Here is a 17,216-nt window from a genome sequence, read left to right as displayed (position 1 = left end):
GCCTTTTGGGGCCGTTGAAGACTTGACCTGTTCAGGGCGCCAAAGGCAGAAACCAGCGCTCTGCCAGCAGCTTGCCGATCTGGCCTCGATGCACGTTAACAATGGCATGCCCGCTTTGTGCGTTAGCCAGTTGTGAGTAGTAGCTCTGCTTGCGTTGTGCTTTGGTTTTCAAGTGGGCCACGGTGTAGCTCTGCTTGGGGTCTGTGGTCTCGGCGTAATGAAAGTGCGCATACCACAGCGCAAAGCCTTTCTTGTCGTTGACCGTGTATTCCTGAATGAAGTCACGGCGCTCGCCCTGTAACGCCAGGCGCTCGCCCAGCCTGGCGATCTGTACATGGCCTTGATCCAGCAGGTATTGCAGGTTGCCGTGGGTGGGCGCTAATTGCAGGCTTAATTCGATACGCAGCGTCTTGCCTTCATGGGTGAAGGTTTTAGCGGCCAGTCGCATATCGTCGATGAGGGTCTGATCGCCTGGCAGTTGTGCCGAATGGGGCTGGGCCTGGTAGGCGTGGTGCAGCTCGGTGGCCAAGGTGTCGAGTCTGGAGGCTTCAAGGTTGAACAGCTCTTCGATCTCTACGGGGTGTTTGCACTGGGCCTTGTATTGCCTGGCCTTGTATAGCTGCATTTCGAACATGGCGTAGAGCTTGCGCGCGTCGCCTTTGATGACGTTCAGAGCGCGTGTCGCCGCAGTCGGTTTGGCGCGTACGGTTTCGATCTCGACCCATTCTTCGCCCTGTTGTGAATACGTGGACAGCAACTGGTTGTCGTAGGCAGAGCGAATTTCTATGACCTCTATCGGCCATTCGGCTCCGGCAGGCTTGAGGTCACCAATCAACGGGCCCTTTTCGCGGGTATTGATCACTTTTTTCTGCGGCTTTCCGGATGCCGAAGGGGTGCGTTTGCGTGAGCTTTTGCGCGGTGCGGACGTGGGTTTGATCTCGCCCGCCAACTGCGCAACGACATCCTGATACAGCTCGTTCAGTAACTGTCGCAATTGTTCGAAGTACGCCGGCTCAAGTTCCTCGGCGTGTACCAGGCTGATGCCCTGCAACGCGTCCAGTGCCTGGCCGTACTGGCTGACCAGACTGTCCAGCACCTCAAGGCGTTTACTGGGAGGGAACTCAAAGCTGTTCAGCTCGCCGTGGGTGCGTAAATGCACCTGAAGCGGGTCGATCGCCTCATCCAGACCTCTCTCGACCAGGCGTGTGGCCATCACTTTTGTGCTGGCCAGTTTCAGGCAGCTCATTTGGAAGCTTCTGAGGGTCAGGGGTGTGTGTTCATTCGGGGAAAGTCCTGATGCCAAACCGTTAGCAACTTCGGCACCTGCTTCGCTGAGGGTGGACAGTTGCTCCAGTGCACTGTTCCTGCGCTCCAGGTGCTGGATACTGCGCGTGTTGAACTCCACCTGCTCCCTCATGTACTGCATAAAGCCTTCAGGGTCCGCTTCACTGGCCGGCTCTAACTCGGGGCTGGGTGTGGTGAATGTCGGCCATTTTTTGACTAAAAAGCGTTGCTCATAAAGGCCATTGGCCAGGGCCTTATTTTTGTTATCGAAAATCTTTTCTAGCAGAGAGAGCACAATCCTTGCACTCAGGGGGATGCCCAGCTCGGTGCGTTCTTTTTGGCTGTCCAGCAGTTGCTGATAAATGTCGAACTGGTTTTTCAATGCGCCGTTGAACCGATCATTCAGGGTCGCAAGTTTTTCAAGTGCAAAATGCTGATCCGCTCTGGCCGCTTGCAGGGCGGATTGAATGATTTCGACCGTTCGATGCAGAGGTTCTTCTTGCTGGAACGTCGCTTGGAGTTCGGTCTCCAGTTGCGCCATGCGGGCGGCTTTTTTCTGTTGGAAAGCGGCAATTCGCTTGGGTCCCATGCCGCCTTGCAAGCGCAAACGCAGGTCAAGCGACCACTGACCTTCATCGTTGACCTTCACGTTAGGGCCAGGGTGAGCCGAGTCCGACGGCGACAAGATGGTGGCCGTCCCGTCTGTATTTAGCGCAATGGCGTACAGCTGCTGATCGAGCAACACATGCCATTTGTTTTGAAACAGATAGAGCCCTTTGTGTGGGCCGCTTGATTGCGGTACAGGCAGCGGATCGGGTGCTGGGACGCTGTACAGCTGCAAACGCTCGCGTTGGCTGGGCGTGAGGCGATTGCGGGCGCTGGCAAAACTGAAGTCCAGGGCTGTACTTTCTGTATTGGGGAAGTCGCCCGGCAGGGCAACAATGCCCTCCAGTACTTTTGGGAAGGGCGGTTCAGGCCACAGTTCGGCGATGGGTGAGGGCGCGAACGGGCGCAGGGTTTTTTTGCTGAGGGCAACGATCCCCCGAGCGCGTTGCGGTGCGGCCACCGGATTGAGGTGAAACAGCAGCATCCCCACATTGAGTAACACATCGGCCGCGGCCAGTTCCCGTTCGGTGGCGTCGTCGCTGGCGAGTGCCGGTATGTCCTGGCGGGCGGCACTCGCTACGCTCAGAAACCACCCTGCCAGCATGAGCGGGCGAGGCAAACCGGGGAGTAGCAGCAAGCTATTGAAAATCAGGTTGCCACCTTCAAACAGCGCCTGCCAACGGCTTTCACGGTTGGACACCGATTCGGCGCTCGCCTGATCGACCAATGCCCTGGCGTTGCAGCCATACAGGTAGAGCGTCAACTGGTCATTATTCATAAATTGCAGCAGCTCGTTACTGATGCCGTTGGTTGCAAGACGGGCTGGCGCAGGGACTTCGAGTGGATCAAATTCACTGCCCAATCCAAATCGCACGTAGTGCGGTTGGGTGAATCCGCCGTTGTCATAGATGGGCCGGGCAATGTCGTTTAGCCAAGTCAGCACGCTGTCTTGCAGATCCCCAGGCTGGGCGATGGCGTCCAGCAGGGCGGAACGTGTGGGGAACTCAAGCAGCGACTGGGTATAAAACGGCCGATACAACAGGTGCGGTCCCTTCTCCACGTCACTGGGTTCAATGATGTACATGTTGTTGACGATATCGGGCAGCGCCTCGGGTTTGCGTACCAGTGCCAGACGTCGAATGACGATCGGCAGCCCTTCAAGTTGACGTTCCGTGGTGCCGGGTTCCATCAGTGCCGCGACATAACGGGCACCGAGCGGTGTAATGGCGTGTTCTTTTTTGAGGCTATGTTCCAGTGCTTGCAGCGGTAATTGCACGCGTAACTGTTCGGCAAAAAGCTGTTCACGCACCTTGGCCTCGGGGGTGTCGCTCAATAACAGGTTTTCCAGCTGTTGGGGGTAGGCCTGGCCGATGTTGACCTGCTCAATCAAGCCCTCGCGGTGTGTGATGTAAGCGGGTGTAAGCCACTCGGGCAACGAAACCCCAAGGCGATGGCGCAGCGTCAAGACCCCCTTGGGACGGCCAATCAGATTTTTCAGTGACAGCTCGGTCAGGGTCATGGTGATGCGTTCTACGATGCCGACGGTATCTGGCAGGCCGGTTGCAATGAGGAACGTCAACTCAATGTCGTTGGGGTCGAGCATGCTTTCGGGCGCGCGGGCAGAGGGGCTCGGCTCGAATGTGATCTGGTCACGCACCATTTGTTGATGCAACACCTGCGCTGCATAGGTACGGATATCGGCAATGTTGTTGAGGTAAGTTTGCCCCCTGCTGTTTTTTTTGGCGCGAGCCCACGCCACGCTGTATTGACGATAGAGGGCCTGAGTCGCAGGGCTGGCTTGCACCAGCCAGTCGGGAAGCTGCTGTTTTAGCGTATTGAGGGTGTAGAGGTCGGCAGTTGGCGCATTGGCAAAGAACAGCGAGGTGTCAGTGATGTCGTCAAAAACGGCTTGCAACCCCTGCCAGCCCACAGTCGTGGGCAGTGTGAGTGCTCCCAGTTTTTCTGATTGACGGTTCTGGATGGCAGCGGCCTGAACGTCGAATACATTGCCATCCAGTTCGAACCGCGTGATATGGATTTCATCGGCGGTATAAAGCCGGTTAATTCGGCGGCTCCATGCCTTGCCCAGCTCGTCCAGCGACGGGTAAGCACTGATGTTGCCGTCAACTCTGAATATCAGCGCCTGATTGGCGCTCTCCAATACAACGCTGGGGCTTAGCGCTGAGCGTCGGGTGCTGTTGTTGATCAAGCTGGTCTTCAGCCAGTAGGCCCGTGTAGCCCGCTCCCCGTATTGGCGTGTGCGGTCTTCGGAGACTGGGAACAGGATCACTTGGTTGATGGCATCCCGTGCGTTGTTGGACAAGTTTGTTTGCTTCAGCACGCTGATGCTCAGTGTGTCCTTGAGGGTGTCACTGAGCCACTGCCAGCGGCTGATGCCTGTTGCGTGCGAGGGCGCCGCCCAGAAGTCGTTCAATGCGTTTTGCAAACCAATAGGCAGGCGCCAGGTCAGTTCCTTGACGGCCTTTTCGATGTCTTGCATGTCCAGCTCGCCTTGATCGGGCTTGAGCCTGTTCGGCGCGTCATCGCTGAGGTAATAGGGCTGCGCATTGACAGGGCTCAAATCCAGCGCAGTGCCACTGCCCAGGTAGTCCATGACCCGTTGCATGAACGGTTGCAACTCCCAGCCCCCGTTTGGCATGGGCACGGCCAGTTGGGTGCGGGTGAGGTCGATTTTCAGTGTCGGGCAGGTTTGAGCAATGGCCTGCGCAAGCATCTGGCGGGTAATCGATTCAAGCGAGGGGGCAGCAGCGAATTGTGCCTTCACTGCGGTGGCGGTGGGCGCGACGGGTATCGCAATAGAAGGTGATGGCATGGGCGTACCTGTATTGAATTCATGGAGGTCACACGACCGGTGTCGTATTTACCTCTGGAACTCTCAAGGACGGGTGGTATTGGTATATACCACCCCCTGATGTCGCGGATTTCAGCCTCGTGTGATGCCTCAACGACGACAGGTTTAGCGCCCGTGATACTCGACCATCAATTACCGGGGGAGCGCATGTTGGCTTCTGCGGCCTGTGCCAGGTCAGGCGGCAGAAAGTCTTTGTCAGGGTTGTAGTCAGCTTTCAAATAGCGCGACAACGCGTCCAGATCGCCGGGGTTCAGCGTGCCAGCCACTTGCTTGAGGCGCAGGTTGTCGAGGATGTAGTCGTAGCGGGTGTTGTTGTAATCGCGCACCGAGTTGTACAGCTGGCGCTGGGCGTCCAGCACGTCAACGATGTTGCGCGTGCCCACCTGATAGCCGATTTCTGTGGCTTCCAGCGCGCTCTGGTTGGAGATGATCGACTGCTTGCGCGCTTGTACCTGCTCAACGTCGGTGTTCACTGCGCGGTGCAGATTGCGGGTGTTTTCGACCACCTGGCGGCGCAGGCCTTCGCGCTGTTGCTCGGTTTGATCGAGCCGCGAGTACGACTCACGTACCTGCGAGCTGGTCAGCCCGCCGCTGTAGATCGGAATGTTCAACTGAATGCCAATGCTGCGTTGCGAGACGTCCCCGCTGTAGCGCTGCTGCAAGGCATTGGGGTTGCTCAGGCCAAAACCGTCGTTGTCGCCGGTTTTGTACTGCGCCACGGCATCGAGGGTCGGCGCGTGGCCGGCCTTGCGTTGCTTGAGGGTTTCTTGCGCGGCATCCACGGCGAAATTGCTGGCCAGCAAATTCAAGTTTTGCTGGGCTGCGGTTTCAACCCAGATTTTCGCGTTGTTGGGTGAAGGCGGCAGGATCGGCAGCGTGTGGCGCATGCCTTCAATCGAGTTGTACTGGCGGTTGGTCAGGGTGATCAGCGCCTCAAAGGCGTCATCGACTTGGCGTTGGGCCACAATCCGGTTGGCACGCGAGGTGTCGTAGCTGGCCTGGGATTGCAGCACATCGGTCTTGTCTGACAGACCCACGTCAAAGCGCTCACGGGACTGGTCGAGCTGGCGCTTGAACGCGGCTTCTTCAGCCTTGGTTGCGGCCAGCGTGTCTTGGGCGCGCAGTACCGAGAAGTAGGACTCGGCGGTTTGCAAAATCAGGTTTTGCTCGGTGGCCGACAGTTGCAGCGCTGCCTGTTCGTTGACCGACTCGGCGGCTTTGAGCTGGAACCAGCGGTCAATGCGGAAGATCGGTTGGGCCAGGGTCGCCTGATACACCACGGCACTGCGGGTGGTGGTCAGCGAAGGCTGGTCGATGGAGGTGCGCACACTGCTCGACTCGGCACCGCCCGACAGATTAGGCAGCAAACCGGCGCGGGCCTGCGGCACGACTTCTTTTTGTGCTGCGTAGTTGGCGCGTGCCGCCGCCAGGTCGGCGTTGTTATCAACGGCTTCGTGATACACGCTGACCAGGCCATTTTGGCTGGCCAACGGGGCCGTTGTCTCCAGCGCCATTGCGCTGGTTGCCCAAGACACGGCGACAGCCAGTGAGAGTTTGCGCAGCATGAGCGATCCCTAGTTCAAGAATGCGGAAAATGAACCCCCGAGTCCGACTCGTGGTTTCAAGACGTAGCGAGTGTAGTAGCCGTGACACCTTGCAACAATGCTCTTAGTACGTCTTTACGTAACGTTAAAAAATCAGGGGTTGGCGTTCAGGGTCACTCTTGTCTAGACTGGCCGGGTTCTTGTCGGGGTGCCTTGCTATGAGGCTGAGATCGAATAATTTCGGATCCCGTTGAACCTGATCAGGTTAACGCCTGCGTAGGGAACAAGATTTCTCGTCACCCGGCGAGTCCTCTTGAGTGCCGTCCGGGATCGATTGTTCAAAAAATGAGCAATCATTCGAGGTCGTCACTCAGCACCCAGTCCTTGGGTGCACCCGTACATTTTTCAGGTTCTCCCTCCGACAATCCGCCTGGATGCAGTCTGGAGAGCCGTGATGAGTACAAAACCAAAAAACGCGATCAATCTCAGTGACTCGGCAAAAGTCGATGAGCAGTCGGTCAAGCCGTTTACCCGCTCGCAAAAAGTCTACGTACAGGGCTCGCGCCCCGACATTCTAGTGCCGATGCGTGAAGTCAGCCTGGATGTGACACCCACTGATTTTGGCGGCGAAATCAACGCCCCGGTATTGATCTACGACACCTCTGGCCCGTATACCGACCCGTCTGTGCAGATTGACGTGCGCAAAGGGTTGGGCGACGTGCGTTCGGCATGGATCAATGACCGGGCGGACACCGAACGCCTGCCGGGCCTGAGCTCGAACTTCGGGCAAATGCGCCTCGACGACGTTGAACTGACCAAGCTGCGTTTTGCCCACGTCAAAAATCCGCGTCGGGCCAAGGCCGGTGTCAATGTCAGCCAAATGCACTATGCGCGTCAGGGCATCATTACCGCAGAGATGGAATACGTCGCCATCCGCGAAAACATGAAGCTGCAAGAGGCGCGGGCGGCGGGCTTGCTCGACCAGCAACACGCCGGTCACAGCTTCGGCGCCAACATCCCCAAGGAAATTACCCCCGAATTTGTCCGCGATGAGATCGCCCGCGGTCGCGCCATCATCCCCGCCAACATCAACCACGTTGAGCTGGAGCCGATGATCATCGGTCGCAATTTTTTGGTGAAGATCAACGGCAACATCGGCAACAGCGCGCTGGGTTCGTCCATTGAAGAAGAAGTGGCCAAGCTGACGTGGGGCATTCGCTGGGGCTCGGACACGGTCATGGACTTGTCCACCGGCAAGCACATTCACGAAACCCGCGAGTGGATCATCCGCAACTCACCCGTGCCGATCGGCACCGTGCCGATTTATCAGGCGCTGGAGAAGGTCAACGGTGTGGCCGAAGACCTGACCTGGGAGCTGTTTCGCGACACCTTGATCGAACAGGCCGAGCAGGGCGTCGACTACTTCACCATCCACGCCGGTGTGTTGCTGCGTTACGTGCCGCTGACCGCCAAGCGGGTGACCGGCATCGTGTCCCGGGGTGGCTCGATCATGGCCAAGTGGTGCCTGGCGCACCACAAAGAGAACTTCCTCTACACCCACTTCGAAGACATCTGCGAAATCATGAAAGCCTACGACGTCAGCTTCTCGCTGGGCGACGGCTTGCGTCCGGGTTCGATTGCCGACGCCAACGATGCTGCGCAGTTCGGTGAGCTGGAAACCCTGGGCGAGTTGACCAAGATCGCCTGGAAGCACGACGTGCAGTGCATGATCGAAGGCCCGGGCCATGTGCCGATGCAGTTGATCAAAGAGAACATGGACAAGCAGCTGGAGTGCTGCGACGAAGCGCCGTTCTACACCCTTGGCCCGCTGACCACGGACATTGCGCCGGGTTACGACCACATCACCTCGGGCATTGGTGCGGCGATGATCGGCTGGTTTGGTTGCGCCATGCTTTGTTATGTCACGCCTAAAGAACACTTGGGCTTGCCGAATAAGGATGACGTGAAGACCGGGATCATCACCTATAAGATCGCGGCCCATGCTGCGGACTTGGCCAAAGGCCATCCGGGTGCGCAAATCCGCGACAACGCGTTGAGCAAGGCGCGGTTTGAGTTCCGTTGGGAAGACCAGTTCAACCTTGGCCTGGACCCGGACACTGCGCGCGCTTACCACGACGAAACCCTGCCTAAGGACTCGGCCAAAGTCGCGCATTTCTGCTCCATGTGCGGGCCGAAATTCTGCTCGATGAAAATCACCCAGGAAGTGCGCATCTACGCCGCCAACCAACGTATCGACGCCATTGACGTCGATGTTGCCAAAGGCCTTGCCGAACAGGCCGAGCGCTTCAAGCAGGAAGGCAGCCAACTGTACAAAAAAGTCTGATGTAAACCGCGCCAGCCCATCTGGCGCACCTCTCCCGTAGCCGCTGGACGCAGCCTGCGCCAGCGGCTACACCGGGCTTTATCCTTCTTTTTGAGATTCATCCCTTGAACACACCCGGCCTGTATTCCCCTGACGTGGCGGTGCCTTTGGACAAGCGCGTCTTCGGCACCCGCGACCTGTTTTCACTGTGGTTTTCGCTCGGTATTGGCCTGATGGTGTTGCAGATCGGTGCGCTGCTGGCACCGGGCTTGGGTTTGTCAGGCGCGTTGCTGGCGATTGTGCTCGGCACGCTGGTGGGCGTGGCGCTGTTGGCATCGGTCGGGGTGATTGGCAGCGACACCGGCCTGTCGTCCATGGCGGCGCTCAAGCTCAGCCTCGGCAGCCGTGGTGCGATGCTTGCGGCTCTGCTCAACGTGTTGCAACTGATTGGCTGGGGCTCATTTGAAATCATCGTAATGCGCGACGCGGCCAGTTTGCTCGGCGCCCGCGCGTTCAGCGAAGGCAGCTTATTGAGTAACCCGCTGTTGTGGACGCTGTTGTTCGGTGCGTTGGCGACGTTGCTGGCGGTGAGCGGGCCGCTGACGTTTGTGCGCAAAGTGCTGCGCAAGTGGGGGATTTGGTTGCTGTTGGCAGCCTGTGTGTGGCTGACCTGGAACCTGTTCGCCAAAGCCGACCTGCCTGCGTTATGGGCGCAGAAGGGCGATGGTTCGCTGCCCTTTGCCGTCGGTTTTGACATCGCCATTGCGATGCCGCTGTCCTGGCTGCCTTTGATTGCCGATTACTCGCGCTTTGGTTCACGCGCAAAAAAAGTGTTTGCTGGCACTGCATTGGGGTTCTTCATTGGCAACGTCTGGTTAATGAGCCTGGGCGTGGCCTACACCCTGGCGTTTGCTCCGAGCGGTGAAGTCAATGCACTCCTGTTGGCGCTGGCCGGGGCAGGGCTGGGCATTCCGTTGCTGCTGATTTTGCTTGATGAGTCTGAAAACGCGTTCGCTGATATCCACTCGGCAGCGGTTTCGGGCGGGATTTTGCTCAAATTGAAGGTCGAACATTTAGCGTTGACCATCGGGGTGATCTGCACCTTGATCGCCTGCTTTGCGCCGCTGGCGCAGTACCAGAACTTTTTGTTGCTGATCGGCTCGGTGTTTGCACCGTTGTTTGGCGTGGTGTTGGTGGATCACTTCATTTTGCGCAAGCGCAGTGCGCTGGTGCCCCCGGCCTTGTTTCGCCGGGCGGCGTTATTGGCGTGGTTGGGGGGTGTGAGCCTGTATCACCTGCTGGCCACTGTGTGCCCGGACGTGGGCGCGACCTTGCCCGCATTGGTTGTGGCGGGTGCATTGCAGTGGGTAATGGGCCGTCACCGCTAAAGGCCCTCACCCCAAGCCTCGCCCGGCGGGAGAGGCTTGGGGCGGTGTTTATTGACCCTGAGCAGGGAACCACTCTGGCTTAAGAATCCCGTTCAAACGCGAATAAGGGATCTTCAGTTCAACATGGCCTTCGGAGTACGGCGCAATGCTGTACACGTCGTATTTCAACACCACGTTGTCTTTGAGCAGGGCTACGTGCGGGGTTTGCTGGAACGGCCAGGTCTTCACGAATTCCGGGTCATTGCCAAAGCGGGTGCTGATTAACCAGTTGTTGTGCGCCACTTTACCTGCGGCCCAAAACGCCTTTTCCTGGCCCGGCACCAACATGTCCTGCAAGGTCACTTCTTTTTGGTCTTTGCGCGAATAGTTGATAAACCCGCGCCCCGGCATGCCATGCGCGCCGCCGGTGTCCAGGTAGCTCGACAGTTCGACAATCACCAGGCCGTCATGTTGCTCACGTACCTTGGCCTGCAAGTAGCTGCTGTAGCGGCTTTGCGCCGTGCGTAAAAACTGTTCGCGGTAAGCATTGAGCGACGGTGCCACTTTATCTTGCGGCGAGTTGACGGTCATTTTCAGCAGGCGAGCTTCAATCAGCGTGTCCAGCTTTGGTTCGTCTGCAAAGTGCACAGTGTCAATGTTGACCAGCGGGCAGTCCTGGCCTTTGCAACCGGCCTTGAGCTGCTCCGATGCATCGGGCGTAATGGCCAGCGGCTTTGGCGCAGACGCTTGAAACACGCTTTGGCAGGCGCCCAGGGTCAGGGCGATGCAGGTCATGGAGGCAATCTTTAAAAGCGACATGGTCGTCCTTCATCAACAAAACAAAAGCAAAAATTATGGTGGTTTGACTGCCCACAAAGGCATCAGTTCGCCACTAAGCTCAATAGTGTCAATTAGAGTTGGTTTGCAGGTGATCCGTCTATCCCCGTGTCATAAAAGAGGCTGCATCGCAGCGCGCCGGCGCGTTAGGATGCGCGATGCCGTGGGCCACCCCGGCGAGTATTTGCCAGCAAGAGGTTTTACATGACGGATATCACCCGGGCCACGCCCAGCACAGTCGAGATCGTAAAGCGCGAACAGTGTTTTAAAGATTTTTATCAACTGGATCGCGTGCACCTGCGCCACGAACTGTTTGCCGGTGGCATGAGCCGTGAGATCAGTCGCGAAGTGTTTGTGCGCCATGATGCCGTGTGTGTACTGCCCTACGACCCGCAACGTGATGAAGTGGTGCTGATCGAGCAGTTCCGCGTCGGCGCGATGGGCAAGACCGATACCCCGTGGCTGATCGAACTGGTGGCCGGGCTGATCGACAAGGAAGGTGAGGTTGACCCGCAAGAGGTGGCCCACCGCGAAGGCGAAGAAGAAGCCGGGGTGACCTTCTCCTCGTTATGGCCCATTACCCGCTACTTCCCGTCACCGGGCGGCAGTACTGAGTTTGTGCATCTGTTTTTGGGGCGTTGCAGCACTGAGGGCGTGGGTGGCTTGCATGGGCTTGAAGAAGAGGCAGAAGATATCCGCGTAACAGTTTGGGCGTACGAAGATGCGCTACAAGCTGTACGAGATGGACGAATTTCCAATGCGGCGAGCATTATTGCCTTGCAATGGCTGGCGCTTAATCGCGCGGAGGTGAGGGAGCTATGGTCGTAAATGGGGGGCGTGACCGTTATCGGGTCGACTTGATTGGCTTGCAGGCTGCCTGCGAAGCCAACTATGCGCGCCTGATGCGTTTGCTACCCGACATGCGCGAGCAGCCGGACGCGCGGCGGATCGCCGTGACCCAGGGAGATCAAATGCTCGGGGTGCTGACCCTCGAAGTGATGCTCGAATGCCCGTATACCAGCACGTTGCGCGTGCGCCAGGAACATAGCTTGCCGTGGCTGCCGGTGCCTGAGTTGCAGGTGCAGGTGTACCACGACGCTCGCATGGCCGAAGTGATTGGTGCCGAACACGCGCGCCGCTTTCGCAGCATCTATCCTTACCCCAACGACGCCATGCACCAGCCGGATGAAAAAGCCCAGCTCAATGTGTTTTTGGGTGAGTGGTTGAGCCATTGCCTGGCGTGCGGTCACGAATACGCACAAGTGCGCTAGGCAGTAGGCGCTGGCTGCGATCTTTTGATTCATGGGTTCGCGGTGCGAGTTGGTGTTCAGTCTGCAAGACGCAGTGGCATAATCGCGCCATTCATCGACGCCTCCCGGGAGAGCTGCCTTGCCGAGTGTATCCACGCTGACCACCGACGCCCCGGTGCTGCTGGTGCAGCTGTCCGACAGCCATTTGTTTGCTGACGCAGATGGCTCGCTGTTAGGGCTCAAAACCGCCCAAAGCCTGCAACAGGTGATTGCGTTGGTACGCGCCGAGCAGCCGTCTATCGATGTACTGCTGGCGACCGGCGATCTGGCTCAGGATGGCAGCGTTGCGGCGTATCAGCAGTTTCGGCAGGCCACCCACCCGCTCGCGGCGGTGGCACGCTGGCTGCCTGGCAATCATGACAATGTCCAGCATATGGCGGCGGCCGCAGTGCAAAGCCGTTTGATGGAGCCGCGTGTCGATATCGGCAATTGGCGTATCACGTTGTTGCACTCCAATGTCGCCAACAAGAGCCACGGCTATCTGGAAGACAACCAGCTTCAATTATTGGCGCAATCGTTGAGCGAAGCCCCGGATCGCCACCATGTGGTGTGCCTGCACCATCACCCGGTCGCGGTGGGGTGCGAATGGATCGAGCCGATCGGGCTGCTCAACGCCGAGGCATTTTGGGCTGTCATTGACCGTTTTCCGCAGGTTAAAGCAGTGCTGTGGGGGCATGTTCATCAGCCCTTCGACCAGCAGCGCAACGGGCTAAGGCTGCTGGCCACGCCTTCGACCTGCTTCCAGTTCGCGCCTCACAGCGCCGATTTCAACGTCAGCACCGAGGCGCCCGGCTATCGTTGGCTGCGCCTGCAACCTGATGGCACTTTGCAGACAGGCGTGTCGCGGGTGGCGCACTTTGACTTCGAACCCGACTATGGCGCGGGTAAATATTGAGTACTGGACAAACTTACAGATGATGGGTCGAGTCATTCACCCCGAGTCAGGCTAAACTGCGCGTCTTTCTCAAGGCTGCGTCTGGCTGAATTTGTTCTCGGGAGTAACGGCATGTCGGGTTCCATCTTGTATATCCACGGTTTCAACAGTGCGCCCGAGTCGAAAAAAGCGACGCAGTTGAGGTCAGTGATGCAGCAAATGGGGCTTGATGACCGGTTGCAGGTGCCGGCCTTGCACCATCACCCGCGTCAGGCCCTGATGCAGCTCGATGCGGCAATCAGCGAGCTGGGTAGCCCGCTGCTGGTTGGCAGTTCACTCGGCGGCTACTATGCGACGTATCTGGCCGAACGGCATGGCCTCAAGGCCTTGCTGGTCAACCCTGCCGTCAGTCCGCACCGGATGTTTGACGGTTATCTGGGGACGCAAACCAACCTGTACAGCGGCCAGACCTGGGAGCTGACCCATGACCACGTTGCAGCCCTGGCTGAACTGGAAGTGTCGGCTCCGCAAGACCCGCAGCGCATTCAAGTGTGGTTGCAGACCGCCGATGAAACCCTGGACTACCGCCACGCCGAAAAGTACTACGCAGCATGTGCCTTGCGTATTCAGGCCGGTGGCGATCACAGTTATCAGGGGTTTGCCTTGCAATTGCCAGCGCTGCTGAGTTTTGCCGGGATTGCTGCGCAACAGTTTCAAACCATCGACTTTGCGGCCCTTTAAGGCGCCCGTCGAATGACCCTTATTTTTCATTTACGACTAACGACGAGACCCTATGGCCACTCCCAGCGCTAGCTCTTATAACGCCGACGCCATCGAAGTCCTCTCGGGCCTCGACCCGGTGCGCAAACGCCCCGGCATGTACACCGACACCAGTCGTCCGAACCACTTGGCGCAAGAAGTCATCGACAACAGTGTCGACGAAGCCCTGGCAGGGCACGCCAAGTCGGTCAACGTCATCCTGCACGCCGATCACTCGCTGGAAGTCAGCGACGACGGGCGCGGCATGCCGGTCGACATCCACCCCGAAGAGGGTGTGTCTGGTGTCGAGCTGATCCTCACCAAACTGCACGCGGGCGGCAAGTTTTCGAACAAGAACTACCAGTTCTCGGGCGGTCTGCACGGGGTTGGCATTTCAGTGGTAAACGCCCTGTCGACCCAGGTTCGGGTCAAGGTCAAGCGCGACGGTAACGAGTACCAGATGACCTTCGCCGATGGCTACAAAGCCACCGACCTGGAAATTGTCGGCACCGTGGGCAAGCGCAATACCGGCACCAGCGTGTACTTTGCGCCGGACCCCAAATACTTCGACTCACCCAAGTTTTCGGTCAGCCGCCTTAAGCACGTACTCAAAGCCAAGGCCGTATTGTGTCCGGGGTTGCTGGTCACCTTTGAAGACAAAAGCAGCGGTGAAAAGGCCGAATGGCATTACGAAGACGGCCTGCGTTCTTATCTGGTCGATGCGGTCAGCGAATTCGAGCGCCTGCCGGACGAGCCGTTTTGCGGCAGCCTGGCGGGTAATAAAGAAGCCGTCGACTGGGCATTGCTGTGGTTGCCGGAAGGTGGCGACAGCGTTCAGGAAAGCTACGTCAACCTGATCCCGACGGCTCAGGGCGGCACCCACGTCAACGGCCTGCGCCAAGGTTTGCTCGACGCAATGCGCGAGTTCTGCGAGTTCCGCAGCTTGCTGCCGCGTGGCGTGAAGCTGGCGCCCGAAGACGTGTGGGAGCGCATTGCGTTCGTGCTGTCGATGAAAATGCAGGAACCGCAGTTCTCCGGCCAGACCAAAGAGCGTCTGTCATCGCGTGAAGCCGCGGCGTTTGTCTCCGGCGTGGTCAAGGATGCCTTCAGCCTGTGGCTCAACGCGCACCCTGAGCTGGGCATGCAGTTGGCCGAACTGGCAATCAACAACGCGGGCCGCCGCCTCAAGGCCAGCAAAAAGGTCGAGCGCAAGCGCATCACCCAAGGGCCGGCGTTGCCGGGCAAGCTGGCAGACTGCGCCGGGCAAGACCCGATGCGTTCCGAGCTGTTTTTGGTCGAAGGTGATTCCGCTGGCGGCTCGGCCAAGCAAGCGCGGGACAAAGAGTTCCAAGCGATCCTGCCACTGCGCGGCAAAATCCTTAACACGTGGGAAGTCGACGGCAGCGAAGTGCTGGCCAGTCAGGAAGTGCACAACATCGCGGTCGCGATTGGTGTCGATCCGGGCGCGGCCGATATCAGCCAGCTGCGCTACGGCAAAATCTGCATCCTTGCCGACGCCGACTCTGACGGTTTGCACATCGCAACCTTGCTCTGCGCGTTGTTCGTGCAGCACTTCCGGCCCTTGGTCGACGCCGGTCACGTGTATGTGGCCATGCCGCCGCTGTACCGCATCGACTTGGGCAAAGAGATTTTCTACGCGCTGGACGAAGCTGAACGCGATGGCATTCTTGATCGTCTGGTGGCCGAGAAGAAGCGTGGCAAACCGCAGGTCACACGATTCAAGGGTCTGGGTGAAATGAACCCGCCGCAATTGCGCGAAACCACGATGGACCCCAATACGCGTCGCCTGGTGCAGCTCACGCTGGAAGATTTCGCCGCTACGTCAGAAATGATGGACATGCTGCTGGCGAAAAAACGCGCCGGTGACCGCAAGTCCTGGCTCGAATCCAAAGGCAACCTGGCGCAGGTGCTGACCTGATGCGCAGAGCCTTGCTGGCGCTGCTTTTGCTGGGAGCAACACCGGTGCTGGCCCAGACATGGCCAGAACTGGTGTTGCAGTCCGAGCATCCGGTTGAAGGCATGCGCGGCGCTAACCTGTCGGGTTTGGCGATGTGTCAGGGCGAAATGTGGGCGGTGTCTGACCGCGATGACGATCAGATTTACCGTTTGGATACCCGTTATCCCGAGTGGCTGGCCAATGAGGTCAGCATCAACGTGCCCGCGCCGCCTGAAAGCGGTCTGCCGTGGGGCGTGCGCATGATGGGTAAAGCCATCGCCCCGCTGCGCGGTGGCGATCTGGATTTCGAAGGCATCACCTGCGACGCAGCGGGCAACCGCTACGTGGTCAGCGAGTCGTATGCCGCAGTGTTGATGGTTACGCCACAGGGCAATGCCTCGTGGCTGAAAATCGATTCGGGCCTGGTTCGACAGGCGCGCGCCAGCGGCATGTTGCTGCATTTCAACGCCTTGTTTGAAGGCATTGCGGTGAACCCGCAGGGCAATCAGATCTGGCTCGCGGCAGAGCGCGAACGCCGCGGTTTGCTGACGGTGCGTAAAAAACAGAGCGTGTGGGATTGTGAAGACGGCTGCGTGATCATGAGCGAAGCCGGGCCTGAACAACCGCCCGTTCAACTCAAGGCCAAACCGCAGTCCAAAGACTTCTCCGACCTGGCCTTGTTCGACGCCAAGCTGTTTACCCTTGAGCGCATGGCTTATCGCATTTGCCGTCGTACGCCGAGTACCGGCGAGGTTGAGCGCTGCTGGTCGTTCGCCCAGGACGCATTGACCGATGCCCGGCGTTACACCTCGGCCTACGGCAATGCCGAAGCGCTGAGCATTGACGACAAAGGCGCATGGGTGGGTGTCGACAACGGCAACCATGTACGCGCCGATGGTGAAAAACGCCCGGTCGTGTGGCGTTTCGCTGCCCCGCAAGGTGGCTGGAGTGCAAAACCATGAGCCAGCAACCACCGGGCAAGGGTGCCGGTCGTGTGTTTATGATCGTGGCCTGGTGCGCCGGTTTGTACTTGGCCACGCAGTTTTTTGGGCGTTGGGAACAACGTCAGCAAAACCCCAACACTGAAGTGACCTCGCAGCAGGGCGAGGGCTACATCGAGGTCAAGTTGCAGGCCAACGTGCAGGGTCACTTCGTCGCCAACGGCCGCCTGAACAATGTGCCGGTGGAATTTTTACTGGATACCGGGGCCACCGATGTGGCGGTTCCGCTGGATTTAGCCCGGCAATTGGCCTTGCCCAAAGGCGTGGCCGTGACCCTCAACACCGCCAATGGGCGGGCGCAGGGCTATCGCACGCAAATCGAGCGTCTGCAACTGGGCGCCATCGTGTTGCGCGACGTACGCGCAGTGGCGGCTCCGGGGCTGGAAGGCGAACAAGTGCTGCTGGGCATGAGCGCGTTAAACAAACTTGAATTTACCCAGCGCGGCGGCACCATGCTGCTGCGCCAGACAACGAACTGAATG

General features: G+C 58.6%; 12 protein-coding genes and 1 riboswitch. Of the genes, 9 read left to right on the top strand and 3 right to left on the bottom strand.

Annotated elements, in window-relative coordinates; all coding sequences use genetic code 11:
• Window positions 1-31 precede the first annotated feature (31 nt).
• Together ACP7A4_RS16655 and ACP7A4_RS16650 are read right to left on the bottom strand one after the other, a co-directional pair.
• The gene (locus tag ACP7A4_RS16655; protein ID WP_426247808.1) at window positions 32-4,723 is read right to left on the bottom strand and encodes a dermonecrotic toxin domain-containing protein; all 4,692 of its coding nucleotides are present in this window, start codon (window positions 4,721-4,723) and stop codon (window positions 32-34) included.
• 167 nt (window positions 4,724-4,890) lie between these two features.
• Window positions 4,891-6,327 (bottom strand): TolC family outer membrane protein, encoded by a 1,437-nt coding sequence (locus ACP7A4_RS16650; protein ID WP_059763545.1) that lies wholly within the window; start codon window positions 6,325-6,327, stop codon window positions 4,891-4,893.
• Window positions 6,328-6,500: 173 nt separating this feature from the next.
• Window positions 6,501-6,606, top strand: a riboswitch (TPP riboswitch).
• Between the two features lie 154 nt (window positions 6,607-6,760).
• Here ACP7A4_RS16650 and thiC point away from each other — a divergent pair.
• Together thiC and cytX are read left to right on the top strand one after the other, a co-directional pair.
• Window positions 6,761-8,650, top strand: a complete 1,890-nt coding sequence (gene thiC / locus ACP7A4_RS16645; protein WP_426247807.1) for a phosphomethylpyrimidine synthase ThiC — start codon at window positions 6,761-6,763, stop codon at window positions 8,648-8,650.
• Window positions 8,651-8,754: 104 nt separating this feature from the next.
• On the top strand, window positions 8,755-10,017 hold the full coding sequence (gene cytX / locus ACP7A4_RS16640; RefSeq protein WP_426247806.1) for a putative hydroxymethylpyrimidine transporter CytX: 1,263 nt from the start codon (window positions 8,755-8,757) through the stop codon (window positions 10,015-10,017).
• A 48-nt stretch (window positions 10,018-10,065) separates the two neighbouring features.
• Here cytX and ACP7A4_RS16635 read toward each other — a convergent pair whose 3' ends face one another.
• Window positions 10,066-10,815 (bottom strand): RsiV family protein, encoded by a 750-nt coding sequence (locus ACP7A4_RS16635; protein WP_426247805.1) that lies wholly within the window; start codon window positions 10,813-10,815, stop codon window positions 10,066-10,068.
• Window positions 10,816-11,037: 222 nt separating this feature from the next.
• Here ACP7A4_RS16635 and ACP7A4_RS16630 point away from each other — a divergent pair, with 222 nt between their 5' ends.
• From ACP7A4_RS16630 to ACP7A4_RS16600, 7 genes are all read left to right on the top strand, one after another.
• On the top strand, window positions 11,038-11,661 hold the full coding sequence (locus ACP7A4_RS16630; RefSeq protein WP_426247804.1) for an NUDIX domain-containing protein: 624 nt from the start codon (window positions 11,038-11,040) through the stop codon (window positions 11,659-11,661).
• Window positions 11,652-12,104, top strand: coding sequence for a DUF1249 domain-containing protein (locus tag ACP7A4_RS16625; RefSeq protein WP_048364465.1), 453 nt, complete (start codon window positions 11,652-11,654; stop codon window positions 12,102-12,104). The genes ACP7A4_RS16630 and ACP7A4_RS16625 overlap by 10 nt, the downstream gene beginning before the upstream one ends.
• 118 nt (window positions 12,105-12,222) lie before the next feature.
• Window positions 12,223-13,038: a 3',5'-cyclic-AMP phosphodiesterase gene (gene cpdA, locus ACP7A4_RS16620; protein ID WP_426247803.1), complete on the top strand. Its 816-nt coding sequence runs from the start codon at window positions 12,223-12,225 to the stop codon at window positions 13,036-13,038.
• A gap of 111 nt (window positions 13,039-13,149) precedes the next feature.
• Window positions 13,150-13,758, top strand: a complete 609-nt coding sequence (locus ACP7A4_RS16615) for a YqiA/YcfP family alpha/beta fold hydrolase (RefSeq protein WP_059763532.1) — start codon at window positions 13,150-13,152, stop codon at window positions 13,756-13,758.
• A 52-nt stretch (window positions 13,759-13,810) separates the two neighbouring features.
• The gene (gene parE, locus ACP7A4_RS16610; RefSeq protein ID WP_426247802.1) at window positions 13,811-15,715 is read left to right on the top strand and encodes a DNA topoisomerase IV subunit B; all 1,905 of its coding nucleotides are present in this window, start codon (window positions 13,811-13,813) and stop codon (window positions 15,713-15,715) included.
• A complete protein-coding gene (locus ACP7A4_RS16605) occupies window positions 15,715-16,695 on the top strand; it encodes an esterase-like activity of phytase family protein (RefSeq protein ID WP_426247801.1) in 981 nt (326 codons plus the stop codon). Before parE ends, ACP7A4_RS16605 begins: the two co-directional genes overlap by 1 nt.
• Window positions 16,692-17,213 (top strand): retropepsin-like aspartic protease family protein, encoded by a 522-nt coding sequence (locus tag ACP7A4_RS16600; protein WP_426247800.1) that lies wholly within the window; start codon window positions 16,692-16,694, stop codon window positions 17,211-17,213. The genes ACP7A4_RS16605 and ACP7A4_RS16600 overlap by 4 nt, the downstream gene beginning before the upstream one ends.
• The last annotated feature ends 3 nt before the right edge of the window (window positions 17,214-17,216 follow it).

Source organism: Pseudomonas sp. TWR3-1-1 (assembly GCF_049896545.1).
In the GTDB taxonomy this organism is placed as follows: domain Bacteria; phylum Pseudomonadota; class Gammaproteobacteria; order Pseudomonadales; family Pseudomonadaceae; genus Aquipseudomonas; species Aquipseudomonas weihenstephanensis.
The sequence above is the reverse complement of the archived record's forward strand: the minus strand, read 5'-3'. Positions and strand labels throughout refer to the sequence as shown.